The organism is Gammaproteobacteria bacterium (assembly GCA_016200485.1).
Classification (GTDB): domain Bacteria; phylum Pseudomonadota; class Gammaproteobacteria; order Tenderiales; family Tenderiaceae; genus JACQEP01.
Genome location: JACQEP010000019.1, coordinates 60,324 through 86,980 on the forward strand (window position 1 = coordinate 60,324; position 26,657 = coordinate 86,980).

The 26,657-nt window shown below is 51.8% G+C and carries 23 protein-coding genes; 16 read left to right on the forward strand and 7 right to left on the reverse strand.

The features are described 5' to 3' along the window. The first annotated feature begins 256 nt into the window (after positions 1-256). Positions 257-1,267, forward strand: a complete 1,011-nt coding sequence (locus tag HY272_12335) for a serine/threonine protein kinase (protein ID MBI3773473.1) — start codon at positions 257-259, stop codon at positions 1,265-1,267. 208 nt (positions 1,268-1,475) lie between these two features. Next, positions 1,476-2,708, forward strand: a complete 1,233-nt coding sequence (locus HY272_12340) for an MFS transporter (protein MBI3773474.1) — start codon at positions 1,476-1,478, stop codon at positions 2,706-2,708. A 15-nt stretch (positions 2,709-2,723) separates the two neighbouring features. Here the strand turns inward: HY272_12340 and HY272_12345 are convergent, their stop codons facing one another. Beyond that, entirely contained in the window at positions 2,724-3,260 is a 537-nt protein-coding gene (locus tag HY272_12345) for a flavin reductase family protein (protein ID MBI3773475.1), read from the reverse strand. A 415-nt stretch (positions 3,261-3,675) separates the two neighbouring features. On the opposite strand from HY272_12345, the gene glgP reads away from it, so the two are divergent. The 3 genes from glgP to purT all read left to right on the forward strand — a co-directional run bounded on the left by glgP (position 3,676) and on the right by purT (position 6,970). Then, positions 3,676-5,361: an alpha-glucan family phosphorylase gene (gene glgP / locus HY272_12350; protein ID MBI3773476.1), complete on the forward strand. Its 1,686-nt coding sequence runs from the start codon at positions 3,676-3,678 to the stop codon at positions 5,359-5,361. Positions 5,362-5,445: 84 nt separating this feature from the next. Next, on the forward strand, positions 5,446-5,730 hold the full coding sequence (gene grxC / locus HY272_12355) for a glutaredoxin 3 (GenBank protein MBI3773477.1): 285 nt from the start codon (positions 5,446-5,448) through the stop codon (positions 5,728-5,730). Positions 5,731-5,770: 40 nt separating this feature from the next. After that, positions 5,771-6,970 carry a formate-dependent phosphoribosylglycinamide formyltransferase gene (purT, locus tag HY272_12360; protein MBI3773478.1) on the forward strand — a complete coding sequence of 400 codons (1,200 nt, stop codon included), beginning with the start codon at positions 5,771-5,773 and terminating at the stop codon, positions 6,968-6,970. 27 nt (positions 6,971-6,997) lie between these two features. Here purT and HY272_12365 read toward each other — a convergent pair whose 3' ends face one another. After that, positions 6,998-7,384 carry a hypothetical protein gene (locus HY272_12365; protein MBI3773479.1) on the reverse strand — a complete coding sequence of 129 codons (387 nt, stop codon included), beginning with the start codon at positions 7,382-7,384 and terminating at the stop codon, positions 6,998-7,000. Positions 7,385-7,665: 281 nt separating this feature from the next. Between HY272_12365 and HY272_12370 the strand changes: the two genes are divergently transcribed. Beyond that, positions 7,666-8,526, forward strand: coding sequence for an HDOD domain-containing protein (locus HY272_12370; protein MBI3773480.1), 861 nt, complete (start codon positions 7,666-7,668; stop codon positions 8,524-8,526). Positions 8,527-8,606: 80 nt separating this feature from the next. On the opposite strand, the gene cysK is transcribed toward HY272_12370, so the two are convergent. Beyond that, positions 8,607-9,563: a cysteine synthase A gene (cysK, locus tag HY272_12375; protein ID MBI3773481.1), complete on the reverse strand. Its 957-nt coding sequence runs from the start codon at positions 9,561-9,563 to the stop codon at positions 8,607-8,609. 98 nt (positions 9,564-9,661) lie between these two features. Between cysK and HY272_12380 the strand changes: the two genes are divergently transcribed. Further along, entirely contained in the window at positions 9,662-10,387 is a 726-nt protein-coding gene (locus HY272_12380) for a hypothetical protein (GenBank protein ID MBI3773482.1), read from the forward strand. A gap of 6 nt (positions 10,388-10,393) precedes the next feature. On the opposite strand, the gene HY272_12385 is transcribed toward HY272_12380, so the two are convergent. The 3 genes from HY272_12385 to HY272_12395 are packed head-to-tail and all read right to left on the reverse strand — an operon-like array spanning position 10,394 to position 12,739. Continuing rightward, positions 10,394-11,065 carry a hypothetical protein gene (locus HY272_12385; GenBank protein MBI3773483.1) on the reverse strand — a complete coding sequence of 224 codons (672 nt, stop codon included), beginning with the start codon at positions 11,063-11,065 and terminating at the stop codon, positions 10,394-10,396. Positions 11,066-11,068: 3 nt separating this feature from the next. Beyond that, on the reverse strand, positions 11,069-11,989 hold the full coding sequence (locus HY272_12390; protein MBI3773484.1) for an AEC family transporter: 921 nt from the start codon (positions 11,987-11,989) through the stop codon (positions 11,069-11,071). A gap of 54 nt (positions 11,990-12,043) precedes the next feature. After that, the gene (locus HY272_12395) at positions 12,044-12,739 is read right to left on the reverse strand and encodes a cyclic nucleotide-binding domain-containing protein (GenBank protein MBI3773485.1); all 696 of its coding nucleotides are present in this window, start codon (positions 12,737-12,739) and stop codon (positions 12,044-12,046) included. A gap of 139 nt (positions 12,740-12,878) precedes the next feature. Here HY272_12395 and HY272_12400 point away from each other — a divergent pair, with 139 nt between their 5' ends. Together HY272_12400 and HY272_12405 are read left to right on the forward strand one after the other, a co-directional pair. After that, positions 12,879-14,141, forward strand: a complete 1,263-nt coding sequence (locus HY272_12400; protein MBI3773486.1) for a tetratricopeptide repeat protein — start codon at positions 12,879-12,881, stop codon at positions 14,139-14,141. 318 nt (positions 14,142-14,459) lie between these two features. Continuing rightward, on the forward strand, positions 14,460-16,889 hold the full coding sequence (locus HY272_12405) for a FecR domain-containing protein (protein MBI3773487.1): 2,430 nt from the start codon (positions 14,460-14,462) through the stop codon (positions 16,887-16,889). Positions 16,890-16,896: 7 nt separating this feature from the next. On the opposite strand, the gene HY272_12410 is transcribed toward HY272_12405, so the two are convergent. Further along, positions 16,897-19,116 carry an adenylate/guanylate cyclase domain-containing protein gene (locus HY272_12410; protein ID MBI3773488.1) on the reverse strand — a complete coding sequence of 740 codons (2,220 nt, stop codon included), beginning with the start codon at positions 19,114-19,116 and terminating at the stop codon, positions 16,897-16,899. Positions 19,117-19,279: 163 nt separating this feature from the next. Here HY272_12410 and HY272_12415 point away from each other — a divergent pair, with 163 nt between their 5' ends. The 7 genes from HY272_12415 to lnt all read left to right on the forward strand — a co-directional run bounded on the left by HY272_12415 (position 19,280) and on the right by lnt (position 26,604). Beyond that, on the forward strand, positions 19,280-19,588 hold the full coding sequence (locus HY272_12415; protein MBI3773489.1) for a PilZ domain-containing protein: 309 nt from the start codon (positions 19,280-19,282) through the stop codon (positions 19,586-19,588). A 324-nt stretch (positions 19,589-19,912) separates the two neighbouring features. Then, positions 19,913-21,121: an ammonium transporter gene (locus tag HY272_12420; GenBank protein ID MBI3773490.1), complete on the forward strand. Its 1,209-nt coding sequence runs from the start codon at positions 19,913-19,915 to the stop codon at positions 21,119-21,121. Between the two features lie 109 nt (positions 21,122-21,230). Next, the gene (gene miaB / locus HY272_12425) at positions 21,231-22,598 is read left to right on the forward strand and encodes a tRNA (N6-isopentenyl adenosine(37)-C2)-methylthiotransferase MiaB (protein ID MBI3773491.1); all 1,368 of its coding nucleotides are present in this window, start codon (positions 21,231-21,233) and stop codon (positions 22,596-22,598) included. 58 nt (positions 22,599-22,656) lie between these two features. Further along, the gene (locus tag HY272_12430; protein MBI3773492.1) at positions 22,657-23,670 is read left to right on the forward strand and encodes a PhoH family protein; all 1,014 of its coding nucleotides are present in this window, start codon (positions 22,657-22,659) and stop codon (positions 23,668-23,670) included. Further along, positions 23,667-24,134, forward strand: coding sequence for an rRNA maturation RNase YbeY (gene ybeY, locus HY272_12435; protein ID MBI3773493.1), 468 nt, complete (start codon positions 23,667-23,669; stop codon positions 24,132-24,134). Before HY272_12430 ends, ybeY begins: the two co-directional genes overlap by 4 nt. Positions 24,135-24,159: 25 nt before the next feature. Next, entirely contained in the window at positions 24,160-25,050 is an 891-nt protein-coding gene (locus HY272_12440; GenBank protein ID MBI3773494.1) for an HlyC/CorC family transporter, read from the forward strand. A gap of 12 nt (positions 25,051-25,062) precedes the next feature. Continuing rightward, the gene (gene lnt, locus HY272_12445; GenBank protein MBI3773495.1) at positions 25,063-26,604 is read left to right on the forward strand and encodes an apolipoprotein N-acyltransferase; all 1,542 of its coding nucleotides are present in this window, start codon (positions 25,063-25,065) and stop codon (positions 26,602-26,604) included. Positions 26,605-26,657 lie beyond the last annotated feature (53 nt).

The following is a 26,657-nucleotide window of genomic DNA, read 5'->3' on the forward strand; positions in this document are numbered from 1 at the left end:
CTCCCTAAGGGAGAGGGTTGGGGTGAGGGGATCGATAATGATATAACACTTTAGGAACCTCTGATTAATTCGTCATTCCGGGCGAAGCGTAGCGTAGACCCGGAATCTACTGCTTTGAATTCAATGGGTTACTGGATTCCCGCTTTCGCGGGAATGACACCGAAGGAATTAATCAGACCTTCCTTCAATTAATCCCCTCATCCTAGCCTTCTCCCTGAGGGAGAAGGAACTAACGATGTTATTCGATAGCGCGCTAATGGAAAATCACGAGACAAACACAGCCGCAACACCGTACTACAAACTGGCGCCAGAAACGGTCATTGCTGCTGTCGAACAATGCGGCTATCTCTGTGACGGCCGTATGCTCGCGCTAAACAGTTATGAGAATCGCGTTTACCAAGTCGGCATTGAAGATGCCAGTCCCATCGTCGTCAAGTTTTACCGCCCACAACGCTGGACCGATGCCGCCATCCTTGAAGAGCATGAATTCGCTCAAGAGTTGGACCAAGCGGAAATCCCCATCGTTGCGCCGTTAGTGATCAACGGCCTCACGTTGCAGCAATATCAGGGATTCCGCTATGCACTCTATCCGCGTCGCGGTGGCCGTCATCCCGATTTGGAAAAAGAGAATGATCTGGAATGGGTCGGCCGCTTTCTGGGGCGCATTCATATGGTCGGCGCCAAGAAAAAATTCCGTCACCGGCCAAGGTTGGATGTAGAAAGTTTTGGCACCCAGTCCTACCAATTTGTGCTGGAGCACGGATTTGTGCCCAAAGAATTGCAGAATGTTTACCGTGGCCTGGCCGAAGATGTCATCAAGCAGATTGAGGCCAGCCTGCAACATGTCGGCCCGCTGCGCGAGATTCGTCTGCATGGCGATTGTCACCGGGGAAATATACTCTGGACCGACACCGGCCCGCATTTTGTCGACCTGGATGACAGCCGCACCGGGCCAGCGATTCAGGATCTGTGGATGCTGCTGGCAGGCGACCGGCCAACGATGGCGCAACAACTGGGCTGGTTGCTGCAAGGCTATCAACAGTTCGCCAAATTTAACTACGAAGAAATCGCCCTCATCGAGGCACTGCGCACCCTGCGCTTGATGCACTACAGCGCCTGGCTGGCACGGCGCTGGGACGACCCCGCCTTCCCCATGGCCTTCCCCTGGTTCAATAGCTCCCGTTACTGGGAAGAACAAATCCTCACCTTACGCGAACAATCGGCAGCAATGGACGAGTTGCCGTTGGCGGTGGAGTGGATGTTTTAGCGCGGAATATTAGCGCTGGCTTGCTTGCGGAATGTGGATTTCGTAAACATAATGGGTAAAGCAATAAAAACTGTAAGGGATGATCATGTAGGTAGGGTTGAGTTGGTCAACGGTTTAACCAATATATTCGAAGGTGAGTTGCGCGGTCAGGGTTTTTGAGGAAAACGCAGATGAATAATGTTGTCATGCAAGTCTGCCCCATATACACATGAACGCTTCGCCGTCGAATAGTTCGCAATCCCCCCCTGCCTCGCCTACAGGATTGCGCGCTTTGCCGATCGGCATCTGGATGTTGGGTTTTGGCTCAATGTTCATGGATATCTCGTCCGAATTAATCCACAGTCTGTTGCCTATTTTTATGGTCACGGTGCTGGGCACTTCCATGATCACCGTGGGTATCGTTGAGGGTGTGGCGGAGGCGACGGCCGCGATCACGAAGGTGTTTTCGGGTGCGCTGAGCGATTACCTCGGCAAGCGAAAATTTCTGCTGGTGCTCGGTTATGGACTCGCTGCGGTCACCAAGCCGATTTTTCCGCTGGCTACTTCCGTCGGCTGGGTGTTCACTGCGCGCTTTGTCGATCGCATTGGCAAGGGCATCCGTGGTGCGCCACGCGATGCGCTGGTGGCCGATATTGCACCGCCGCATTTACGTGGCGCGGCCTATGGTCTGCGCCAGGCGCTCGATTCGATCGGTGCCTTCATCGGTCCGCTGTTGGCGATGGTGTTTATGCTTTGGTTCGCCAATGACATCGCGGCAGTGATGTGGGTCGCGGTTGTCCCCGCGTTCATCGCGGTGCTGTTGCTCATGATTTACGTGCGTGAACCCGAGCGTGCGCAGGGGGGCGCCGCCACTAAAACGCCGTTGACCTTGGCCGATACGAAACGGCTGCCGGTGCATTACTGGCGGGTTGTGTTGCTGGGCGCGGTGTTTACGCTGGCGCGTTTTAGTGAGGCGTTTCTGGTGCTGCGCGCGCAGGATGTCGGGCTTGCGCTCAGCTATGTGCCGTTGGTGATGATCGTGATGAATGTCATTTACGCGGCGTTTGCATATCCGGCCGGTGCTGCTGCCGACCGCCTCAGTCGTCGTACGCTGTTTGTTATTGGCCTGGTGTTACTGATTGCTGCCGATGTGGTGTTGGCGGTGGCTGCGTCGCCGTTGCTGGTATTTGTTGGCAGTGCGCTGTGGGGCTTGCACATGGCGTTCACGCAAGGCTTGTTGTCCAAGCTCGTCGCCGACACCGCGCCGGCGGATTTGCGCGGCACGGCGTTCGGTCTCTTCAATCTCGTCAGTGGCAGTATGCTGCTGGTAGCGAGTGTCATCGCGGGGATACTGTGGAGCGCCTTTGGTGCGCCAGCAACGTTCCTGGCCGGGGCGGGATTTGCCACCGTTACGGTATTGGGTGTGCTCGCGTATCGCGCGAGTCCTCAAGCGATTAAATAATATATACAGGGGAAGTCATTTCATCCGGGAAGGCAGTTTGATTGTTTCGCCCGCCACCATGAATGTGCCGCGACCGCGATGATGGATGGTTTCTGGATCTTTAATTTTCGGGTCGATCCAGGCTTTGAGCACTTCAAGGATAAAGAAGTTGTATTTGTTCACCATCCGTGTATCGACAACCGTGCATTCAAGGTTGGCATAACACTCGTCGATGAGTGGAGTCTTGACGAGTGAGGCAGTCACCGGCGTGAGGTCAAAGGCTTGGAACTTGTCGAGCTTGCGTCCGGAGGTGTTGCCGCAACCGACGACCGCTTTCGCGAGATCGACAGTCGGAATGTTGATCACGCACTCTTTGGCCGCCTTCAGGGTATCGAAGCTGTAATTGCGGTTACTGATTACGCAACCGATAAGTGGTGGCTCAAACTCCATCATCGTGTGCCATGACATAGTCATGATGTTGGTCCGGCCTTTGCGCGCGGTTGTGACCATCACCACGGGTCCCGGCTCAAGCAGGCTATAGACCTTGGACAATGGAAAGGTTCTTTTTGCCATCAGGTGCCCCCTTTGCCACTTTGCCCAGCATAATCATGCTGCAGTGGATTTTAATGAATATAGTCCACAGGTAAGCGCTTATCCAAGTTATCGTTCAGGCTAGAATTGGTTCGTGAGCCAGATGATTTACGGTGAGCTACTGTTAATGATTGGTTTTTAAATCCAGATCAAAGTTGTTGCATTGCCGGATGTTTATAGTGGTGCCATCAAGTGCGCAATGTGTAGCGACCGCGTGGTGTCGTGGTTTCCCTTTATTATCAAATAGTGGAATGGGGCACGGTATGACCTAGAATAAATGCTACATTTAAGAGTCCGGGAGCGCATTTGGTTGAAATGAAGTTTATTTTCCCTGAGCAGATACAGGGTGCCGCCGTCGGCATTATTTGGTTGTTCAAAGATTAATGAGGGCTTTTCAATGACGCCGCTCGAACCGTTTATCCATGTGCCTCGCATCGCTTATTTCTCGATGGAAATCGCCCTGCGCTCCGACATCCCGACTTATGCTGGCGGGTTGGGGGTGTTGGCAGGCGATACCTTGCGGGCGTCGGCCGACCTTGAGTTACCGCTGGTGGCGGTCACCCTGGTCAGCCGGTTGGGTTATTTCCGCCAGGAATTGGACGCTCAGGGCCGTCAGATCGAACATCCGGACCCATGGTCGCCAGAGCAATGGACGCGCAGGTTGGATGCCAAGATCTCTGTTCCCGTTGAAGGGCGTGATGTTTGGGTGCAGGCCTGGTTGTGGGTGGTCAAGGGAGTAATGGACTATCCGGTGCCGGTGATTTTGTTAGATACCGATGTCGATGAAAATGATCCCCGGGATCGAGAGCTTACTCACTATCTATATGGGGGCGATGAAAAATATCGGTTTAAGCAAGAAGTAGTGTTAGGTATCGGTGGTGCCCGCATGTTGCAGGCGCTGGGTTTTGATGTGCACACCTATCATATGAATGAAGGTCATTCAGCAATGCTGACTCTGCAATTGCTGTGGCGCTTCGAACATCCCGCTGAAAATAGTAAATCGAAATATGATGTTGAACGTGTCAGGCTGCTTTGTTTGTTCACAACTCACACACCTGTCGAAAGTGGGCATGATAAATTCTCATATGATCTGGTGAGAGAAGTGATTGACGATTTTGTTGATATTAACGTTATAAAAAGCCTGGCAGGAGAAGAGCATCTGAACATGACCAGCCTGGCGCTGAATTTAAGTAACTATGTCAATGGCGTGGCGAAAAGCCATGCCTTGCTATCCAACCACATGTTTCCAGGCTATCGTGTGCATGCTATTACCAATGGCGTCCATCCGGCAACCTGGGCCAGTAAGAGCTTTAATAAGTTGTATGGCAATTATTTGAAAGAGTGGTGTCATGAGCCAGAACTACTGGTACGTGCCGATCAAATTCCCGATGCTGAACTGTGGGATGCGCATATTGCAGCAAAGCAAGAGCTGCTTGAATTTATCAAGTTAGAGTCGGGCGTAACGCTGGATATCGAACGGCCGATTATCGGCTTTTCACGGCGCATGACGGCATACAAGCGGCCCGATCTGTTATTCCATGATCTTGAAAAGCTGAGATCAATTGCCAAGCATTATCCCTTTCAATTGGTGATGTCAGGCAAGGCACATCCTCGCGACCAGATGGGCAAACAATCGATTGAAAAGATCCATGATTATATGCGCGAGTTAGGGGATGATGTTCCGAGCGTCTTTCTTAAGAATTATAATCTGGAAATAGCGCTGAAAATGGTGGCGGGTGCCGACATTTGGCTGAACACTCCGTTGCCACCGCATGAGGCGTCAGGCACCAGCGGCATGAAGGCGGCGCTGAATGGAGTGATTAATTTTAGTGTGCTGGACGGATGGTGGGCCGAGGGGTGCATCGAAGGTGTTACCGGCTGGGGGATTAAAAGTTCAGCGGAAGATCCGGCCGTTGATGTGGCGGATTTGTACTCTAAACTAGAGCATACAGTGCTACCACTCTATTATAATGATCGCAAAGGCTGGATTCAGGTGATGAAGGGCGCGATTTGTAAAAATGCCTATTATTTCAATGCGCACCGTATGATGCGCCGCTATGCCACTGAGGCGTATATCCGCTGATATGGCGCTTGGCTGCACAGGCTGACAGCGTTACACTAGAGTAATTGGAATGCAATCCAAATTGCAGATTAAAGTTCGCCGATTATGACCCAACCCTATATTGAGATTTACACTACCCGCCATTGCAGTTTTTGCCAGCATGCCAAACGATTGCTGGATTCCAAGGGCGTGGAATATATCGAGTATGGCCTGGATTTTGATCCGGATGAGCGCGAAACCATGTTGCAACGATCGGATGGGCGGCGCACGGTGCCGCAAATATTTATTAATAACCAGCATATCGGCGGTTACCAGGATTTGGTAGAGCTTGAGAGTCGTGGTGAACTCGATGTGCTGTTGGGCAGAAGTGATGTCGATGGCGCTGTATAGGTAATGCAAGAAAGAGTGTAGCGGAGAAAAGGATTGCGGAATGAAGATCGGAACGCCACTATCACCGACAGCCACGCGCGTCATGTTGCTGGGCGCGGGAGAGCTAGGCAAAGAAGTGATTATTGCTTTGCAGCGTTTGGGAATTGAAGTTATTGCAGTTGATCGTTACCCCAATGCGCCAGGACACCAGGTGGCGCATCGTGCACATGTCATTGATATGACCGATGGGGCGGCCTTGCGGCGCTTGGTCGAGCAAGAGCGGCCACATTTGATCGTGCCGGAAATCGAAGCCATTGCGACGAATATGCTGGCCGAGATTGAGCGGGATGGTTTGGCGGAAGTGGTACCGACAGCGCGGGCGACGCGGTTGACGATGAATCGTGAAGGCATTCGCCGTTTGGCAGCCGAAACATTGGAGTTGCCGACTTCGCATTACGCCTTTGCCGACAGTTTAAATCAATTGAAAATGGCCATCGATGGCGGGATTGGTTATCCGTGCTTGATCAAGCCGGTAATGTCTTCTTCTGGCAAGGGTCAGTCAATGGTGCGCGCATCTGAGGATGTCGCAAAGGCCTGGGATTACGCCATGAGCGCGGGCCGGGTCAAGGGTGGGCGTGTGATCGTCGAAAGTTTTATCGATTTTGATTTTGAGATTACCTTGCTCGCCGTGCGCGCCAAAAATGAACGCGGTGAAGTTGAAACCTATTTTTGCGATCCGATTGGTCATGTGCAGGTCAATGGCGATTATGTCGAAAGCTGGCAGCCGCAGGCCATGTCGCCAAAAGCACTAGAGCGGTCACAGCAAATTGCGGCAGCAGTGACTGGGAACCTGGGTGGTCGCGGAATTTTTGGTGTTGAATTGTTCGTGAAAGGCGATCAGGTCTGGTTTAGTGAAGTGAGTCCTCGACCGCATGATACCGGTATGGTGACGATGATTACACAGCAGCAAAATGAATTTGAGCTTCATGCGCGGGCAATTCTTGGGTTACCGGTGGATACTCAGATGCGTAGTCCCGGCGCCAGTGCCGTGATTTATGGTGGTATGGATAAGGCGGGTATCGCTTATGAAGGCATTGCACAGGCGTTGCAAGTTCCTCAAACCGAGTTACGCTTGTTTGGCAAGCCCGAGGCATTTTCAACGCGGCGGATGGGTGTGGCACTGGCGTGGGCCGGTGATACTACTCTGGCAAGAGAACGCGCCAAAGCGGCAGCGAAGAAAGTAACCCCCGTTGCGGGGTAGGGACGATTCATGAATCGCCCCTACGATTCAAAATAACTCGATGTTGTCGTCCGGATCTATCGGGGTTGATGATTCTTTCTTTTCAATGCCAAACATCTGGCGATAAATTCTGTGTTCGGCTTCCAGGGTGTAACTAGACGGCAGTTGATTTGCCAACCTAGTCCATTTAGCTGTTGAGCATTGATTTAATTGTTGCGCCAATGCCTCCATGCCGTTGCGAATATGTTCCAGGCGTTGGTTCAATTTGTCATGTGCTTGTAGAAAATTCACGATCTCATTGAGTTGTTGCTGATTGTTCTGCTTGATGGATTCCCGAGTTCCTGTTGCCAATATTTCCAATAGCTCACCGACGCGGCTGATGGCCTGATCGTTTTCCTGTTGTGCGTCAACGAGTTGGGCAATAAATAATCGCAATAATGATTGGGCTCCGGGGTTGTCAGTCCCGGACTTTGAAATTTTGGTCCGATTTCGGTTTTTTATCGCGGCCATGGTGTGGTTTAACTTATTGATCCGTAAGTTAAATAAAAATTAACAATGGGTGGCTCAATCATTCGATTGGGGGGACGATAAATAATAAAAGGGCTCGATCCGACGAATGACCGTTGTACTCAGAATCATCGACCGAAACAACAACGGCTTTAATTGAGTGGAATGGCGCCGAAATGAATCATACTGGTAGCGAGGAGAACAGAGTCATGCCGATAGCTCCCCATGAGTTGGTCAAAGGGATAGCCAAGTTGGCATCGTTGCCAGAGGTATGTGTCCGGGTCAATGAAATGGTGGATGATCCGCGCTGTTCGGCGGCCGATGTCGGAAAGGTCATTAGCCGCGATACGGCATTGACCGCTCAGTTGTTGCGTATCGCCAATAGTTCCTTCTTCAATTTCCCATCCAAGATTAGTACCGTCTCCCGGGCGATTACGGTTATTGGTGAGCGCGAGTTGCGTTATCTTGTGCTGGCATTGTCGGCGATCCGTACTTTTAATCAGATTCCTATTGAACTGACCAATATGGCCAGTTTCTGGCGCCATAGTGTTTATTGCGGTGTGGTATCCAGGCTGATTGCTACCAAATGTCATGTGCTGCATAGCGAGCGCTTGTTTGTCGCCGGGGTGTTGCATGATGTAGGGATGTTGGTGATTTTGAATCGGGTACCAGAGCTGGAGCGTGTAGTGCTGTATCGCTCGAATACCGGTTCGGAGCCGGTTTATCTGGCTGAGCGTGAAGTGTTGGGATGCGATCATGCCGATGTGGGGGCCGAGTTGTTAAGGCACTGGAATTTGCCATCGGTGTTGATCGAAACCGTTGCCTGTCATCACGATATCGAGAAGGCAGTTGATGCCAAACTGGATGCGGCAATCGTGCATATCGCCAATGTGATTTCCAATCGTGCGGAACTGCCAATGGATTATGAGGTCATTCCTGAATTTAATCCCAAGGCCTGGGAATTGACGGGGCTGGATGAGAGTGTCTTGCCAGAAATTGCAGAGGAGGCAGGGGTGATGTTTGCCGAATCCTGGGCTTTAATTCAGCCGTTGGTGCGTAAAGCCCGCTAGGATTTTTTTGATTAAATCGCTGAGACTGAAATAATAGTCATAAAAAAACGGGCCATGTGGCCCGTTTTTTGTTTCAGTTTTCAAGCAATAATGTTTTCGAAAAGTATTGAAGATAAATAACGCTCGCCAGAGTCCGGAAGGATGACAACAATGGTCTTGCCGGCAAAGGCTGGGTCGCTGGCCAGTCGTTGTGCGGCAGCGACCGCCGCGCCGCAAGAAATTCCGCTGAGGATGCCTTCTTCCAATGACAAACGCCGCGCATATTCAATCGCGTCATCATTACTGACGCGCTCGACGCGATCGATCATTTCCAGGTCAAGATTCTTGGGTACAAAGCCCGCGCCGATACCTTGTATCTTATGTGGCGAGGGTTTTACCGGTTCACCGGCTATGGTTTGGGTGATGACCGGGCTGGCCTCAGGTTCAACGGCTACCGAGAGGATTTTTTTGCCGCGCGTCTTCTTGATATATCGTGAAATACCGGTGATGGTGCCGCCGGTGCCAACACCTGCCACCAAGACATCGATCTTGCCTTCAGTAGCGTCCCAAATCTCGGGGCCAGTGGTTTTTTCATGAATCGCCGGATTCGCTGGATTGTTGAATTGTTGGGGCATGAAATAGTGGCTGGGATTTTGCGCGACCAATTCTTCGGCCTTGGCGATGGCGCCAGGCATGCCTTTGGCGCCTTCGGTGAGTACCAGATTGGCGCCGAGCGCCTTCATCACTTTGCGGCGTTCAATGCTCATGGTTTCCGGCATGGTGAATGTGACTTTATAACCGCGTGCGGCAGCCACAAAGGCCAACGCGATACCGGTATTGCCGCTGGTAGGCTCAATGATTTCCATTCCCGGTTTCAATGCGCCGCGTTCCTCGGCGTCCCAAACCATCGCGGAGCCGATACGGCATTTAACCGAATAGGCAGGGTTGCGGCCTTCGATCTTGGCCAAAACCAAGGCGCGGCTGTCGCCCAGAATTTTGTTGATGCGGACCAGCGGTGTATTACCAATAGCATAAGAGTTGTCATTGAAATATTTCATGGCGGCACCTCGTAAGGTATCGAGAAAAGGAGGCTTTGCGAACTGAGTAAGAATATATGATCATGTCGGGATCGGCTATGGTTTTTGGGAGGGTGGTGATGAAGAAGCACATTAGTATTGTTTTATTATTTTGTGGTTGGTCGGTAATGGCGCAAGGAGCGGGTATCGATCGGGTATCGGCGTTAACTCAAACACAATTCAAAGACTTATCGTTAGACTTGGCGGCGGCCAGCAGTTATAAATCAGTATCTGCCGCTGCAGGATTGGGGGTGGTTGGCTTCGATGTTGGTATGGCGGTGACCGCTACCAAAGTTGAGCACAGCAGTGCCTGGACGGCGGCGATGAGCAATAGCAGTGACGTACCCACGGTACTGTATGTGCCCAAGCTCTACGTTCGTAAGGGTTTACCGTTTGGGATTGATGTGGGGGCCCACTATTTTTCAGTGCCGAGCACCAATATTGAGTCATGGGGTGCTGAAGTCAGTTATGAAGTAATCGATGGCGGGGTGATAAAGCCTTCGGTCGGAGTTGGCCTGACCTATTCCCGCTTGTTTATTGATAAAGATCTGGAGTTGGCGACGCGGGGCATTGAAGCTAAAATTTCGAAAGGCTTTGTGTTTATTACGCCATATGCGGGTATCGGTCGCCAATGGTCAGAAAGTACGCCTAAAGGTGCGGCGGCTGCCTTGAAGAAAGAAACCTTTTCCGATAACCGCTATTTTGTGGGCTTGACGTTAAATCCGGGAGTTATTCAGCTTGCTATTGAGCATGATAGTGTGGGTGGAGTGACGTCTAATTCGCTAAAGCTCGGGATGAAGTTCTAAATCGATTTAATCACGATAGCGGCGGCCAAAACTAAGATACAGGCCGTCGCTGTTGTGGTTCAGCCATTCAATGTTTACATAACCGCCATCACCGGTTTCCAGTTGTAGTCCAAGACATGCGCCATTAGGATATTGTTCAGATAAATCAGTGGATTGTGCCGTAGCAGTTTGTATCAACTCTTCGCCATCGATGTTGATGCGCCGTCCACAACCGTATAACTGCAGGGTGTCGCGAAGCCTCATGCCCAGCATGAGGCGGGCCTCGGTTTGGCGCCAGTTTAAATCAAATTTTGCCGTTGAATTTTCGCTATCCGCAGTGTGATAGGAATATCCCATGCTGGCGCCCGCGACTAGTGGGCCAACGATGGGAAATGATGAGCTGAGTGTCAGGCTGAAGAAGTGACCGCTGAGTTCGCCGCGATTGGCAGTGTCGGGACGCAACCTGGCGCCAAGGGGGCCACCGCTGATGTCGAGGCGCACTGGCAGTGAACTTATTTCGGCGATGCGAATGGCGGCGCTGTCGTAGCGTAATTCGATGGGTTGATTATTGGTTAGTAATGGTGTCGCCTGGTGGCTGAAGATCACGGCGAAATCAAGGCCTCTTTCTTCGGCATTGGCAGAGAGACAAAACAATAGCGAAGCAGCTAGGGTGGTGATGCGAAAGTTCGTGGTGCGCATCAGCTAAAAGGCGCTCGCCCAGCCAAACCACAAAGGAATGGTGAACATGCTCAATGCCGTCGTAATCGTGACCACCATGGCATAAAGCTCGGTGTTTAATTTAAAACGATCGCAAATAACAAGTCCCAATACCATGCTGGGCATCGCGGCTTCGATAATGGCGCCGGTAAGTAATGGTTGAGGTAGTTCAAGCCAGGCCCCAAACACGGCGACAATCAGCGGCATGGCGAATAATTGAATCACAATCACTGGCGGCAGAATAACAAGATAAGCGGATTGCCAGCTGGACCATCGCAAGCTTAATCCTAGTGCAAAAAGCATCAGCGGCACAACAGCGCCGCCCAGCATTTGTAGCCACTCGGCAATCCACGCGGGCATCGGTGTTTGGCTGAGGTTGAGTGTCACACCCAGCACGGCGCCCCATAGCGGCGGGACTGTGAGCATAGACCGTAGCGGATGAAATTGAGTGTCGGTGTTGCCATACCGCTGCGCGATGATGATACCCAGTGTGAGCAAGAGAGGTGTGCAGGCAAAGAGGTCATATTGAATCGCGATACTACGGCCCTCGGGGCCTAGAAAATGTTCAAGTACAGGAAGGCCGAGATAAGTGGCATTGGGAAAGCTGGCGGCGAGAATCATTGCACCCGCATTGGCAGCTGAAGTTTTTCCAATACGAAAGGCAATAAAGGCCAGGAGCAGCGCACCCAACACACCTAGTGCGGCACTCAGTGAAAGACGAAGCGTATCGAGTCCCAATGGGGCTTGCCACAGGACTTGGATTGCCAAGGCGGGTAATAGCAGGCCATACACCAAGCTGGTCAGCACTTGTCTGACATGGTCGGCCTCTAATTGGAAGGGCTTGATAATGCGCCAACCGATACCGCAGGCGATCAGGGCGGCCATTTTTACCATGACTTCAAACATAGGTCGGGAATCGCTAACTGGTATCCGAGATTAAATTTTACTTGAAGTTGCAGTCTAGGTCTTGCTCGGATTGAGCGAGACACGCTTCAGGTAATTGGAAAGTTTTTTGCGATTGATTTTCAGATGGGCCTTGGCGTCATCTTTAAATTGTAAATCGGTGACAATATTAAGTCGATTGTAATTGATGAGGGCATTTACGATATCGCGCCGTTTTAGTTCCGTTTCAGCGCTGAGGGCTTCGAAATTGCACATGCAAATAGGGTCGTTCTGATTCTTTTGTGATTCCAGGATGAAGGTGCCTACCTGTACCATGCACATGGCGTTCATGAGATTGGCCAGGCGGCTATTAGCCCGGTCGAGCTTTATCGACAGGGATTTGAACAAGCGTAGTGATAAATCGGGAAAGTGTTGCAGGGCACTGAGAAAATCCTCGTTTTTGAGGCAGAGCACCGATAACGCTGTTTTAGCGACCACAGTTCCAGAGCGGCGCAGATCGAGAAAAATGCCCATTTCGCCGAAGATGGCCCCCTTTTCAGCCTGTGCAATGATATTGCTGTTGCCGAACGAGTCGCCCTTGATCACGGTGGCCTCCCCATCGAGGATGATAAACACCTTCAGGCTGGGGTCGCCCTCACGAAAAATCACATCGCCAGTATTAAAGCTCTGTTTTTGGCCAAAATCCATCAAGTAATTGATGGCCTTTCCGCTCAGGGTGGTAGGTACTGAGTCTAGTAGTGAATATATATCCATATGTTATTTCGGTATTTTGCTTCCCAATAATTGGTTTATCGACGCCATATAGAGAAGGCATTAGCCGCCGATATAAAACTAAGTGGATATCTGGAAATAAAGATCAACAGCGATGCTTGGCAAAGTAAGCAGATGTCTGGTGCTAGGGATCCTTTTGGGAGGGTTTCACTCGGCTTTGGCACAGGATATCGATACCCTATTAAACAATGCTGAGAATGCCAAGGCCTATGAGCTGGGGCAACAGCAGCTGCCGGAACGGGCCGGTGACCCCCAATTTGATTTCTGGTTTGGTTTGGCGGCGCTGGAAAATGGCAGGCCGCAGGAGGCGGTGTTTGCCTTCGAACGGGCATTGGAGATGCAGCCATGGAATCAACGCTTGCGACTGGAGCTGGCGCGGGCGCATTTTCTACTTGGTAATTACGAACAGGCCAAGGCACTGTTTGAAACAGTGCTTGCCTCAGACCCGCCGCCTCAAGTGAAAGCCAATATCCAGAAATTTTTTGATCTTCTGAATCGTAATCAAGAAGCACGTACTCACAGTTTTACCAAATCAGTCCAGGTACGTGCCGGCATGGATTCCAATATCAACAGCGCTACTCAAATCCGGACAGTGACCTTGCCGGTTGGAATTACACTGCCGCTTAGCGATACCTCTCGCGAGACCAGTGATGATTTTATTGAGGCGCAACTTGATCTGGATTATGCACGTCTGATGCATAAGGAGTTGGCTTTGTTTACGGGGATGACGCTCAAGGCTCGCCACAATAGTGATTTTTCGGTTTTCGATACCAATGAGCTGGGATTGAGAATGGGGGGCGGTTGGGCGGCATGGAAGGGCAGTTTGCGTATCCCATTGCAATGGCAAACCCTAATGCTGGATCGAAAAACGTATCGCGAAAATTATTCGTTGGGATTGGAGTGGAGCCGCGTCTGGCAGAGCGGCTATCAATTTGGTGTCTTTGCCCAGCGAGGGAAGATGAAGTACCCGGATCAACCTACCAGCGATGCTGATCTCACGCTGGGCGGTGGCGGTTGGGGGTATCGCTTTAAACAAGTTCCTGTCATGTTGGCATTAAGCGCTTATGTGGCGACAGAGGATGCGCAGCTTCAACATTTGGGGCGCGATTACAACGGTGTTCGCGTAGGTACCCAATGGAAGCAAGGGGCGCATCAATTTGAGCTTTCCTGGTTGCGGCAAGAATCTAAATACGCGGCGATTCAACCCATCTTTGGCAAAGTAAGAGACGATAACTTTTCCCTGGTTACTTTGAGCTGGGCGTGGTCATTGCAGCCAGATTGGCAAATTACCTTCAATGTAGAAGCTGCAAATAACAAGTCAAGCATCGATTTATATACCTATTACCGGAATCAGAGTTATGTCAGTGTGAAATATAGTTTCTAGCAGTAAGACTGGCGCTCAATGGTTGCCAGCGTGGATAACTGATTCGCTTGGAGGTTGTTACAACTGCTGTGTAAAACAAGTTCATATATGTGATGAAGGTCACACTCCAATCAATTTGTTGAATACATGTGTAATTTATAACATAAGTAATTGATTATATTATATTTTTATTGATTTCTGGAGTGGCCGGGCTGAGACGCTGGTCACAGTCTGACGACTCAACACTGAGTAACCTGGGCTTAAATGTCGATAACTAATTAGAGGGCATGAGTGGTTGGCCGTGTAATCCTGCCCCTGTGGTCAGAGGAGGTTATGGCAATGAATACGATGTCTCAATCCATGCCGTTGCGATCAGATAGATTCATAGGGATGATCGTGCTTGTCGCGGTCATGGCCTTGTGGTCGTTGACGCCAACCCTGGTTATGGCCGCGCCGGAGCCTGCAGGCTATGTGCTGATGGCCTCAGGCGAGTTCCATGCTGTACAGCCCAATCAGGTGCAGCGCAAGCTTGGGCGTAAATCACCGTTTTATCCTGGTGAAATACTGCGGACGAGTGCTGATTCCAAAGCGCAGGTTAGGTTTCGTGATGGTTCACTAATCGCATTGCGGCCAGAAACAGAAATCAGGATTGATGAATTTCGCTTCGAGGAGCCTGCCAAGGGCGAAGATAAAAATATTTTTACGCTGATCAACGGCGGATTTCGAACCATCACTGGCAAGATCGGCAAAAAGAATCCTGAAAACTATCAAATGAAGAGTTCGGTTGCGAGTATCGGTGTCCGTGGTACGACCTACGAAGCAGTGATGAGCGGTGGTCTGAATGTTGCTGCCTGGCAAGGTACGATAGTGGTGAAAAATAAGGCCGGAGCGATGAAGTTGGGAGTGGGCGCCGATTACAATTTCGCAGTGGTGCCGGATGCAGGTCACATGGCGCAAGGAATGTTGGTGCCGCCAACGGTGTTGGGTAATGCGCCTGAACTAAATTCTGGTAGTGATCCCGTAGTTAGTAATAATACATTACAAGCGATGTCAGATCAATTGCTTGGTGATCCATCTACACTGACGTTAGATGTGGCTGCGAGTAATAGCAGCTTATCAGTATTGGCTGATGGGGCATTCAATGCACCTACGACAAATCAGACACAGCAACTTCAGTCGTCAGCACAAATCACGGCTTCCACCGATACTCGTTTAACAAATACAGAAAAGGCAAGTCTTGATCGGATTGCTGTCTTCGGGTTTCTGAATACGCAAACAGGAGTACAGCAATATCGAGGATTGGCCTCGAATAGCGCATTAGCAAATCAAATATTGACGAAAGTCGATCTTGTCTTGACTGATCCTGGATTTTTTACCTCAGATCCAACATGGGTGGTGCGCCAAGGTTCGGCTACATTGCTGGTCACGCGTGTTGGAACACCAACAAAATACGCGGTGACTTGGGGTACCTGGGATGCGACCGCGGCAGCACCGGTATTGTTGCAGACGGATAAGACGAACCCGAATATCGTCACTAATCAAGCAGCCCCGGTGATGTGGATGACGGTGTTACCGACAGATAAAGCGGTGTTGGCGAATATGATCGGAGGCACCAGTTACACCACGATGTTGGCAAATTATGGAACAGGCTCGGGTGGGCTCGCGCAAATTGATACGCATGTGTTGGTGGATTTTAATACAGCTTCGTTTCGTGGTTATACCCATGTTCTTGACTTGGGGCTTGCCGGTGATTGGCAAGTGAAATATACAGGCGTCCTGAGTGGTGTGTCGCTCGATGTGACTGCGCTTGATGGTGTCTACACAGGTGCTCAAGGCACGAAACAGGCAGTTACCGGGCGCGTGGACCTGTTCTTTGTTGGCGCCGCGCCTGATGCCCTTGCAGGCGCCTTTGAATTTGAGCTGGTCAGTAATCCCGCAGCCTATGTGCAAGGTCAGTTTGTTACCGAGCGTGATTTTCGTATAGCCTCGTCCGAAGCGCTGACAATGAATTCGTTCTCCTTAATCTCGAGGCCGAATAGTTCAGTGCTTGCACGCTCCACGGATTTGACATCGACTGCGGCGCCCGTAATGGGTACGATGGCCGGTTGGGCGAAGCCAGGCGGCATGGGCTTTTTGGAGGCAAAATACACAGATGTCATTCGCAAAGGATCGGCTACGGATCTCGTTGCCACAACACCGAATACAACCTTTCCCACGCATCCTGTCAATTGGGGAGCATGGAGCTCTGGTTGGGTGGTGCAGACAGATCCGGCTAACGCCGCAACGCAAACAACGATGGCTGAGCCGTTATATTGGATGCAATTGACGCCGACCGATCCGGCGGTAATTGCTGCCAAGACGGGATCGTTTACTTATTCCACGCCAGTGACGATATTAGGTGGTGGTACCGGAGGCGCTATTAATACGGCCAGCTTTGCCTTTAGCGCTACAGTTAACTTTAATACCGGTAGCCTTACCAGTGGGGCGATTAATTTTAGTGACAACGCAGCGACGTATGGTACGGCAGCTAATTGGGACGCAGCATTTACCGGCAATATTCAAGGCTCAGCACTGGTAATTAATGCGCCCACAGTTTCCTATGCTTACGGAGCTGTCGCTACCGGTGGTAATGCTTCTGGCAATATCAATGCTGTCTTTACCGGACCAGCTGCGCAGATGATTGGCGGTAACTTTAATTTCGCAGTTCCAGCGGCATCGGGAGGAGCGCCCGCAGCGCAAGTTGTACAGGGCGTGTTCCTGGTGCAATGATCAGCCGCTACTTTTCGCGGCGCTCGTAAACCCCGTCCCATTCCGGGCCGGGGTTTCGCTTTTTAAGATGTTCGATACGTTCCAGATAGAGTTCATAGAGATGAATTTGCGGGTGTGACTGGTGAAGCTCGCCGAACAGGTTTTGTGCCTGTTCCCAATTGCGTTGATAATAGGCAGAGAGTGCTTCATTATAGTGCTGTAATTCTGAAATCAATTCAATACTGGCCGCTTGTTGCGAGCAAATCGGTTGAAACACCTTCACGCCTGAAGTCTTGCCTTTCACTTTGACCTGATCCAGCTGGCGGAAAACGAAGTTGTCTGCGGTCTCGCGAGTGCGCTCACCTACAACCAATCCCGCGCCATAATATTTGGTTAGGCCTTCCAAGCGCGAGGCGAGGTTCACATTGTCACCCAATACGGTGTAGGCGCGACGATAACTGGAACCCATGTCGCCGACATTCATCATGCCGGTATTAAGGCCGATGCCGATGTTGATCTCGGGAAAACCATCAGCCAGCAGTTGCGGCTTAAGCTCATCGGTCTTGGCTAGCATTTCCAGTGCGGCCTCAATGGCATGTTTGGCATGGTCAGAATCATTTACCGGAGCACCCCAAAAGGCCATGATCATGTCGCCGACATATTTGTCGATCGTGCCCTGATGTTTGAAAATGATCTCCGTCATTGCAGTAAAATAACGATTCAGTAATTTTCGCAAATCATTTGGTGAGAGTGATTCAGATAGGGTGGTAAAGCCACGTATATCCGCGAATAGCACAGTCATCTCGCGGCTCTCACCTTCGAAACTATAAGCCTCTGGATTTTGGCTCATCGTTTCCACGAGTTGTGGTGGTACATATTGGCCAAAAACATTTTTTAGTTGCACGCGTTTGCGGTTCTCGCGGATAAAGCCATAAGTCATGCTCAGTGCCGCGAGCGCAAGTATCAGCAGTAATGGCCAAGCCAATGCCAGTGCCAGCCCTTTCTCTTGCCATAACCAGAAGTTGAACCAGACAATCCCGCTGGCGATGCCGGAGCTAATGATTAACAGCCAGACGGGGCTGAGTAATGGTAATAACAAGGTCAGTATAATGCCGACGATAAGTGTCGCGCTCAAGTTTGCGCCATCGGCCCAGGAAGGTTCAGTGGGGAAGTGATTGTCGAGGATTGCCTTGATCATGGTGGCGTGAATCTCGACGCCGGGATAAATATTTTCTACGGGTGTGGCCACCAGGTCCGCGATGCCCACGGCGGTTGAGCCGATGAGTACGATCGCACCCTCAAGCATGGCGGGATCAAAGTTGTTGTTGAGTACATCAGCGGCAGAAATGTATGGGAAGCTGCCCGCAGGCCCGTGATAGGGGATGAGCGCAAATCCCATGCCATCGGTGTTAATGGTGGTGCCACCGAGGATAATCTTTTCAACGGCATCGATATCACCAATGGTGGCGGTGTCGATTTTTACATCTTCTAAGAACAAATATTGTTTGGCGACAGTGAGCGACAGTGAGCCGTAAATATTATTGCCATACTGGATAATCATCGGTGTGCGGCGAATGATGCCGTCGGTATCAGGCCAGGTAGTGACAAAACCGCTGGAGGCGGCAGCGTTTTGAAACATGGGCAAGTTGATTGTGTAGTTGGGCATTTCCTTGATGCCGGAACGCGCTGCTTGTGCTGGCGTGAGTTTGAGCAATGGTGCTGGAAGTTCGCCTGTGGGCGTGGTTTTTTCCTCATGAAATAAATAGCCGAGCGTGAGATCACGTCCGGTGAGCGTCTCAGTTAACCGCTGGTCGTTGTCGAATGCGGGTGCCAGCTGTTGCAGAGTGCCGATCAGGCGTGAAGGTTGTGGCGTGGTGGTTTTTAATCGCGAAATAATTTCCGTCGCAGGATTACGCTCAGGTTCGGAAAAGAAAATATCGTAGCCGATGACTACGGTGCCCGCGTCGTATAATTTTTCAGTAAGTGTGGCGATTTTGTCGCGCGGCCATGGCCAGCGACCTTCTTTGGACAAGCTTTTTTCGTCGACATCGATAATGACAATTCGCCGATCGATTTCCTGGCGCGGCAATGTGGCATTGAGGCGCAGGTCATAGGCAATAAATTCAATGCGCTGTTTTAGAGATTTAAGTACAGGGATGTCGCTGAATTCGGCCCAGGCAAAAACCAGGGTCAGCCCCAATCCCAGTCCGATGGCCAGTAATTTATCCCCTAGGCTTTTGATTGCCATTCCTAGTCAATCCTTAACCGATTGTTTCCTTGCAGGTTATCGGCCTGCATGGGCGAAACGTAACGGCGGGATGCTCTCCCCCTTGAGCTTAGGGCAATGTGATCTATAGTTAATAAATCAGTAGTTGAGAGCTCGGCTCGACAATTGCAGAAAGGAGAGCACTATGGAGCGTCGTTGGTGTCAGCGGAAACCGGTTGCGATGGATGTGGTGTTGTACTATGCCGGACTTGGTTTGGTGCGATGCAAAGCGATGGATCTCAGTTACGACGGTGCCTATATTGACACGGGTGAAGCCATGATCCCAGCCCGATCCAGGGTTGAGCTTTATTTTAACGAAGACTATCAGGAGCAACCGGACTCAGTACGTATTCCCGCCCGTGTGGTTCATGCCGCGCATGGCGGAGTGGGAGTCTTGTTCTCGGATTATGAGGGGCATGCCTATAGGTTTCTGCAATCACGCATCCTCACCTAGGGAACCCGCTGTAAAACGCGCTGAAGGCGCTGAGGGCGCAGAGCGGCGTTGTGGACGCGGGCGCAAAATGCTTGTCCCTACTCGGCAACCACTCTTTACGCTGCATCCCCGATCATATTTTTCAACAAGCTGTAAATTATGCGTATTTGTTTGTTGCACTCCGATCAAGCATACCTCTGCCAGAATGCACCATAGTTGTGCATTCTGGCGTTTTTAATTCTTCCATCTCACGCCTAACTTATTGAAACAATAAAGCCTCCCCAAGTTGGTGCGGCTTTTGCAAAGTCTTGCTCCAAATCTTTGCATTTAATCAGGGGAGTGGTCATGGAAGCCTTGCAAGCGGGTAGCGACGTCGTCTTTCTATTGATGGGGGCGGTCATGGTGTTGTCCATGCACGCCGGGTTCGCTTTTCTTGAGGTGGGCACGGTACGTGAAAAGAATCAGGTTAATGCCCTGGTCAAAATTATCTGTGATTTCTCTGTTTCGACCATTGCCTATTTTTTCATCGGTTATGGCATCGCCTATGGTGTTTCTTTCTTTGATGGCGCTGCTGTGCTGGCCCAGAAAAACGGCTACGATTTGGTCAAGTTTTTCTTTTTGCTGACTTTTGCCGCTGCGATTCCGGCCATTGTTTCCGGCGGGATCGCCGAGCGGTCCAAATTCAATCCGCAATTGGCGGCCACGTTTGCCTTGGTGGGATTTGTCTACCCCATCTTCGAAGGCATCGCCTGGAACGGAAATTTCGGGATCCAAGGTTGGTTGGAGGCCAGTTTTGGCGCCAAATTCCATGATTTCGCCGGTTCCGTGGTGGTGCATGCCGTTGGTGGCTGGATTGCCTTGGTTGCCGTGATTCTGCTCGGTGCACGCCATGGCCGTTACGGCAAAGACGGCTCGATCAAGGCTGCCCATCCGCCGTCGAGCATTCCCTTCTTATCGCTAGGTGCCTGGATACTGACCGTCGGTTGGTTTGGATTTAATGTAATGTCGGCACAATCCGTCGCCGGGGTTAGTGGCCTGGTGGCCCTGAATTCCTTGATGGCAATGGTCGGCGGCGTGCTGGCGGCACTAGTGGCGGGGCGCAACGACCCGGGCTTCGTACATAACGGCCCATTGGCGGGGCTGGTCGCCGTCTGTGCCGGTTCTGACGTCATGCACCCTATTGGGGCATTGTTTACCGGTGTGGTGGCTGGAGCTCTGTTTGTTTGGACCTTTACCATGACCCAAAACCGCTGGCGGATCGATGACGTGCTCGGCGTCTGGCCCTTGCATGGCTTATGCGGCGTCTGGGGTGGCGTGGCCGCTGGGATTTTCGGTCAGCAAATTTTTGGTGGTATCGGCGGCATCAGCTTCGTGGCGCAAGTGATTGGTACGGGTTTGGGTGTGCTGATCGCCCTCGGCGGTGGGTTTGTCGTTTATGGCGTGCTGAAACAGACTGTTGGTCTACGGCTGAGTCAGGAGGAGGAATACCAGGGTGCGGATATCTCCATCCATAAGATAACGGCTACTCCGCGTACCAGTACCTTGGGGCAATAGATGCATGTAGGGGCGCGCCGCGCCGTACCCCTACATTTACTGTGTCTTCCTGGCGTTTTTGAGCGAAAACAGGTATCCTACGCGGTCCGTTTTAACGCTATTTAATTGAATGGCCCGCAAACTTTATATCAAGACCTTTGGTTGCCAGATGAACGAGTACGATTCCGCCAAGATGGTGGACGTGCTGCGTGAATCCCATGGGCTTGAACTCACCGACGTCGCTGAAGAGGCCGATGTGTTGTTGCTCAATACCTGTTCCGTGCGCGAGAAGGCGCAGGAGAAGGTTTTCTCCCTGCTCGGCCAATGGAAAGCGTGGAAACAAACCCGTCCCGGCCTTGTGATTGGTGTTGGCGGTTGCGTCGCCAGCCAGGAAGGTGAGGCGATTCGCGCTCGTGCGCCGCATGTTGATGTTGTGTTTGGCCCACAAACCCTGCACCGGTTGCCGGAGTTGATCAACACCGCGCAGGTCACGCACAAGAGTGTGGTCGATATTTCGTTCCCCGAGATTGAGAAATTTGATCGACTGCCCGAGCCGCGTGCCGAAGGGCCAGCGGCGTTAGTTTCAATCATGGAAGGCTGCAGCAAGTACTGCACTTTCTGTGTCGTGCCTTATACCCGTGGTGAAGAAGTCAGTCGCCCGTTTGACGATGTGATCGCGGAAGTTTCGCAACTCGCTGCGCAAGGCGTGCGCGAAGTGACATTGCTGGGACAAAATGTAAATGCCTATCGTGGTGCGATGCATGATGGTGATATCGCTGATCTGGCGTTATTGATTCAATACATCGCCGCCATCGAAGGCATCGAACGTATTCGCTATACCACTTCGCATCCGCTGGAGATGTCGGAAAGTTTGATCAAGGTGCATGCGACTGAGCCGAAGTTGGTGGGGCATTTGCATCTGCCGGTGCAGAGCGGCTCGGATCGGGTGCTCGCCATGATGAAGCGCAATCACACCGTCTTGGAATATAAGTCGATCATTCGCCGCATGCGTCAGGCGCGGCCGGATCTGTGTCTGTCATCGGATTTCATTGTCGGTTTCCCTGGGGAAACGGATGCCGATTTCGAGGCTACCCTGCGCCTAGTGGATGAACTGCGGTTTGATCGCTCGTTCAGTTTTATCTACAGCCCGCGCCCAGGCACCCCGGCGGCTGGTTATCCCGACGATGTGCCGCTTGAGATCAAGCAGCAACGTTTGGCCCGCCTGCAGGCGCGCCTCAACGAAATTGCGACGGAGATCGGTCAGGCGATGATCGGTACCGTGCAGCGGGTATTGGTTGAGCGGACTTCGACCAAGGATGCCCATCAGCTGGCCGGTCGCACCGAAAACAACAGGGTTGTAAATTTCAGCGCCGAGGCCGATATTATAGGTACGTTCGTTGATCTTTTGATTACTGAGGCCATGCCCAACTCCTTACGTGGTGAATTGGTTAAAAATAAAGAAAATACAAAGACTTGTTCAGCATGTGCGTGCTGTTGATATGTGTCTTGTAGCCCATTCCCGTATCATGAATCGTCCTTGATAGTCATCTAACTTCTTGAATAGCCAATCAAAAACAGCCGATTTCGTGCTTGAGCCTGCCGACAACCAGCGTTTGGCAAAGCTGTGTGGGCAGTTTGACCAACACCTGCGCCAGCTGGAGCTGCGGCTCGGTGTCGAGATCACTAACCGTGGCAATATGTTTCGCGTGATCGGTGACGATCGGCAGCCGGTCAGGGTCGCCGAGCAAATCATCAGGCAGCTCTATACGGCAACGGCGAGTGAAGATGTAACGCCCGAGAGTATTCATCTCGCTTTGCAGCGGCAGTCGGTGCCAGTGGAGGGTGTGCAAAAAACGGCTGATGAAGCTTTGCCCGCGATTCGCACCCGGCGGATGCTGATTCGTGGCCGTAACGGTAATCAAGAACGTTATCTGCGCAATATTCGTAACCACGATATCAATTTTGGCATTGGTCCTGCTGGCACTGGTAAAACTTATCTCGCAGTGGCGAGTGCCGTTGAGGCGCTGGAGACGGATCGTGTGCAACGATTGATCCTGACGCGCCCTGCGGTCGAGGCGGGCGAACGGCTGGGATTTTTGCCTGGCGATCTGGCGCAAAAAATCGATCCCTACCTGCGACCGCTTTATGATGCTTTATATGAGATGCTGGGCGTTGATCGCGTCGTTAAATTGCTGGAACGGCAAGTGATCGAAATTGCGCCGTTGGCCTATATGCGAGGCCGCACGCTCAATGATGCGTTTGTGATCCTCGATGAGGCGCAAAACACCACGCCTGAGCAAATGAAGATGTTCCTGACGCGGCTTGGTTTTAATTCCATCGCCGTAGTGACGGGCGATGTCACGCAGGTGGATTTGCCGCGCGGACGCGAATCAGGATTACGACAGGTGATTAATGTGCTGCGGGATGTCGAAGGGCTCAGCTTTACCTTCTTTAAAGCCGGGGATGTGGTGCGGCATCCGTTGGTGCAGCAGATTGTGACCGCCTATGAGCGTCATGAGCAGCAAGAACATCAGGTGTCGCTGCCGCAGCCGTTGGGTAAGCAGCAATGAGTGTCGAGTTGGATGTCCAGTACGCCGTTGAAGACGGCGATGCCGAGCCTCCCGGTTTGGAGCAGATCCGCGCTTGGGTTGAGGCAGTAGTAAACAAAGAACGGGATGATGCCGAATTGACAATTCGCATCGTCGATGCCAAAGAAATACGCGAATTGAATCGCGACTATCGCCACAAGGACAGTGCCACGAACGTACTTTCATTTCCCTTCGAGGCGCCGCCCGGCGTTGATCTGCCGCTGCTTGGCGATGTGGTGATTTGTGCCGCCGTGGTATTGGAAGAAGCGCGTGCGCAGGGAAAAACACCCGAGGCGCATTGGGCGCATATGGTGGTGCATGGGGTGTTGCATTTACTGGGTTATGACCATATCTCCGACGCCGATGCCGAAGTGATGGAGCGGCGCGAGGTCGAGATTTTGGCAGGCCTGGGTTATGCCGATCCTTATGCAGTGGCGGCGGCGTGAATTCTATAATTTCTGGAACGAGGATATGAGCGAGGAACGATCAAGTAGTAGCCCGGCGCACCGAAGTTGGCTGGAACGGCTAAGTCAAGTGTTGTCGGGCGAACCTAAGGACAGAGAGGATCTGGTAGAGTTGTTGCGTGATGCGCAGCAGCGCAATCTGCTTGATGTCGATGCCCTGTTGATGATCGAGGGTGTTATGCAAGTCTCCGAAATGCAAGTGCGTGACATCATGGTGCCGCGCTCGCAAATGATCGTGTTAGAGCAAGATTCCTCGCTTGATGAATGGCTGCCGATTATTGCCGAGTCTGGGCATTCACGGTTTCCGGTAATTGGTGAAAATCGTGATGAAGTCGTAGGGTTGTTGCTGGCCAAGGATTTAGTGCCTTATTTCATTGGCGATCGGCGTCAGACGTTTAATGTGCGTGATATGTTGCGCCCCGCAGTTTTTGTGCCGGAGAGTAAGCGCCTGAATGTGCTGCTCAAGGATTTTCGTGCCAATCGCAATCACATGGCGATCGTGGTCGATGAATTCGGCGGTGTTGCCGGATTGGTGACGGTCGAAGATGTGGTCGAGCAGATTGTTGGAGAAATTGCCGACGAGCACGATATTGAAGAAGATATCTTTATCAAAAAGCTGGATGATGGCCGTTGCACCGTGAAGGCATTGACCTCGATTGAGGATTTTAACGAATACTTTGGCACGAATTACAGCGATGAAGAATTTGATACCATCGGTGGGCTGGTGATGCATAGCTTTGGGCATTTGCCCAAGCGTGGCGAGGTGGTGAGTCTGGGGCGCTTGCGTTTCAAGGTGCTCAGTTCAGATAGTCGCCGCTTGCATCTACTGGAAGTGAAGCGGTTAACGGTCGAGGCGCAATCGCCTGTAGAACCGTTGGCTGAAGGCGAAGGACGCTAAATCTAATTAACCGTGGTTGAGTCAAAGCCCTTTTCCTGGAACCAGATCAGTGGCTGGCGTGGCGACATGTTCGCCGGCGCGGCGGGCGTGCTTATGCCTGTTGCCTTTGCGCCATCAGGTTTGTGGCCAATGGCGATCATCCTGCTTGCTGCGCTGTTCTTGTTATGGATGTTGTCGCCACCGCGGCGTGCGGCACGGCGCGGTTTTTACTTTGGCCTCGGCATGTTTGGGACGGGGATCAACTGGATTTTCATCAGCATCCATAATCACGGTTATGTGAATATCCCGCTCTCAATTTTTCTGACCGCCTTGCTGATTGTAATTATGGCGCTGTTTCCCGCGCTGGTGGGTTACACCGCGGCGCGGTTATTCCCGACCCGGCAATTACAAATTTACAGTCGTTATAAATTATTGCTCGCCTTGCCTGCGTTGTGGGTGTTGGGTGAGTGGATACGCGGCTGGTTTATGACCGGATTCCCGTGGCTGAGTCTGGGTTACAGCCAAGTGGAATCGCCGCTCGCGGGTTGGGCGCCGGTGATGGGTGTTTATGGTGTGTCATGGGCAGTGGCAGTGAGTGCTGCCCTGCTGGTGGCTATCGTGGTCAATCGTATCCATCGTTATATCTATCTGCTGTGTTTGCTGGCGGTCTGGGGGCTCGGTTTTGCGCTGAATCAAGTGCAATGGACGATACCGAATGGTTCGCCACTGCATGCCAGCTTGATTCAGGGGAACGTGTCGCAAGATGTTAAATGGAGTCCTGAGCAGCGGCGGCCAACGGTTGAGCTTTATACCGAATTGACGCGCCAGAATTGGGACAGTGATTTGATTATCTGGCCCGAGACTGCATTGCCCGCGTTTTATTTCGAGGCCAAGGATTTTATCGACGATCTTGAAGTTGAGGCCAGGTCGCACGGTACCGATATGCTCATCGGGTTGTTGCAGCTGGATGACAAACGTCAGTATTACAACTCCATGATCAGTCTGGGCGCGGGGCGCGAGTTTTATTCCAAGCGCCATCTGGTGCCCTTCACGGAATACCTGCCGCTGAAATGGGCGATCGGTGGTTTGGTTGATTTTATGCAAGTCCCCATGTCCGATTTCAGCGCGGGTAAAACAGCAAAACCGTTGCCGCTGGATGGGCAAAAGGCGGGGATTTCGATTTGTTTTGAAGACGCCTTTGGTGAAGAGGTCATTGATGCCTTACCCGAGGCCACGTTGCTGGTGAATGTCAGTAACGATGCCTGGTTCGATGATTCCTGGGCGCCGCATCAGCATTTGCAAATGGCACGCATGCGCGCGATCGAAACCGGACGGCCGATGTTGCGCGCGACCAATACCGGCAAAACTGCAATCATCGATCATACCGGCGCGTTAGTCGCAACCGGCGCGCAGTTTGCCATTACGGTGGTCAAGGGTACCGTGCAGCCAATGAAAGGCATGACACCTTATGCCTACGTGGGTAATTTCCTGGTCGTCATCGCCGCGATGGCTGCGGTCGGGTTTGCCGTGTGGCGGTTACGCGAGTTTCTTGCGGTACAACAAACAGAAGAATAGGGGCGATTCATGAATCGTCCCTCCCCATTTATTGTAGGATGCGGTGAGGAACG

Bases quoted from the DNA above. Each gene is read 5' to 3' on its own strand.
- purT (MBI3773478.1), top strand. From the start codon at position 5,771: ATGAAGATCGGAACGCCACTATCACCGACAGCCACGCGCGTCATGTTG.
- HY272_12345 (MBI3773475.1), bottom strand. From the start codon at position 3,260: ATGGCAAAAAGAACCTTTCCATTGTCCAAGGTCTATAGCCTGCTTGAG.
- HY272_12420 (MBI3773490.1), top strand. From the start codon at position 19,913: ATGGAAGCCTTGCAAGCGGGTAGCGACGTCGTCTTTCTATTGATGGGG.
- HY272_12440 (MBI3773494.1), top strand. From the start codon at position 24,160: ATGAGCGAGGAACGATCAAGTAGTAGCCCGGCGCACCGAAGTTGGCTG.
- cysK (MBI3773481.1), bottom strand. From the start codon at position 9,563: ATGAAATATTTCAATGACAACTCTTATGCTATTGGTAATACACCGCTG.
- grxC (MBI3773477.1), top strand. From the start codon at position 5,446: ATGACCCAACCCTATATTGAGATTTACACTACCCGCCATTGCAGTTTT.
- HY272_12415 (MBI3773489.1), top strand. From the start codon at position 19,280: ATGGAGCGTCGTTGGTGTCAGCGGAAACCGGTTGCGATGGATGTGGTG.
- HY272_12340 (MBI3773474.1), top strand. From the start codon at position 1,476: ATGAACGCTTCGCCGTCGAATAGTTCGCAATCCCCCCCTGCCTCGCCT.
- HY272_12390 (MBI3773484.1), bottom strand. From the start codon at position 11,989: ATGTTTGAAGTCATGGTAAAAATGGCCGCCCTGATCGCCTGCGGTATC.
- HY272_12370 (MBI3773480.1), top strand. From the start codon at position 7,666: ATGCCGATAGCTCCCCATGAGTTGGTCAAAGGGATAGCCAAGTTGGCA.
- HY272_12410 (MBI3773488.1), bottom strand. From the start codon at position 19,116: ATGGCAATCAAAAGCCTAGGGGATAAATTACTGGCCATCGGACTGGGA.
- glgP (MBI3773476.1), top strand. From the start codon at position 3,676: ATGACGCCGCTCGAACCGTTTATCCATGTGCCTCGCATCGCTTATTTC.
- HY272_12405 (MBI3773487.1), top strand. From the start codon at position 14,460: ATGAATACGATGTCTCAATCCATGCCGTTGCGATCAGATAGATTCATA.
- HY272_12385 (MBI3773483.1), bottom strand. From the start codon at position 11,065: ATGCGCACCACGAACTTTCGCATCACCACCCTAGCTGCTTCGCTATTG.
- HY272_12335 (MBI3773473.1), top strand. From the start codon at position 257: ATGGAAAATCACGAGACAAACACAGCCGCAACACCGTACTACAAACTG.
- ybeY (MBI3773493.1), top strand. From the start codon at position 23,667: ATGAGTGTCGAGTTGGATGTCCAGTACGCCGTTGAAGACGGCGATGCC.
- HY272_12395 (MBI3773485.1), bottom strand. From the start codon at position 12,739: ATGGATATATATTCACTACTAGACTCAGTACCTACCACCCTGAGCGGA.
- HY272_12380 (MBI3773482.1), top strand. From the start codon at position 9,662: ATGAAGAAGCACATTAGTATTGTTTTATTATTTTGTGGTTGGTCGGTA.
- miaB (MBI3773491.1), top strand. From the start codon at position 21,231: ATGGCCCGCAAACTTTATATCAAGACCTTTGGTTGCCAGATGAACGAG.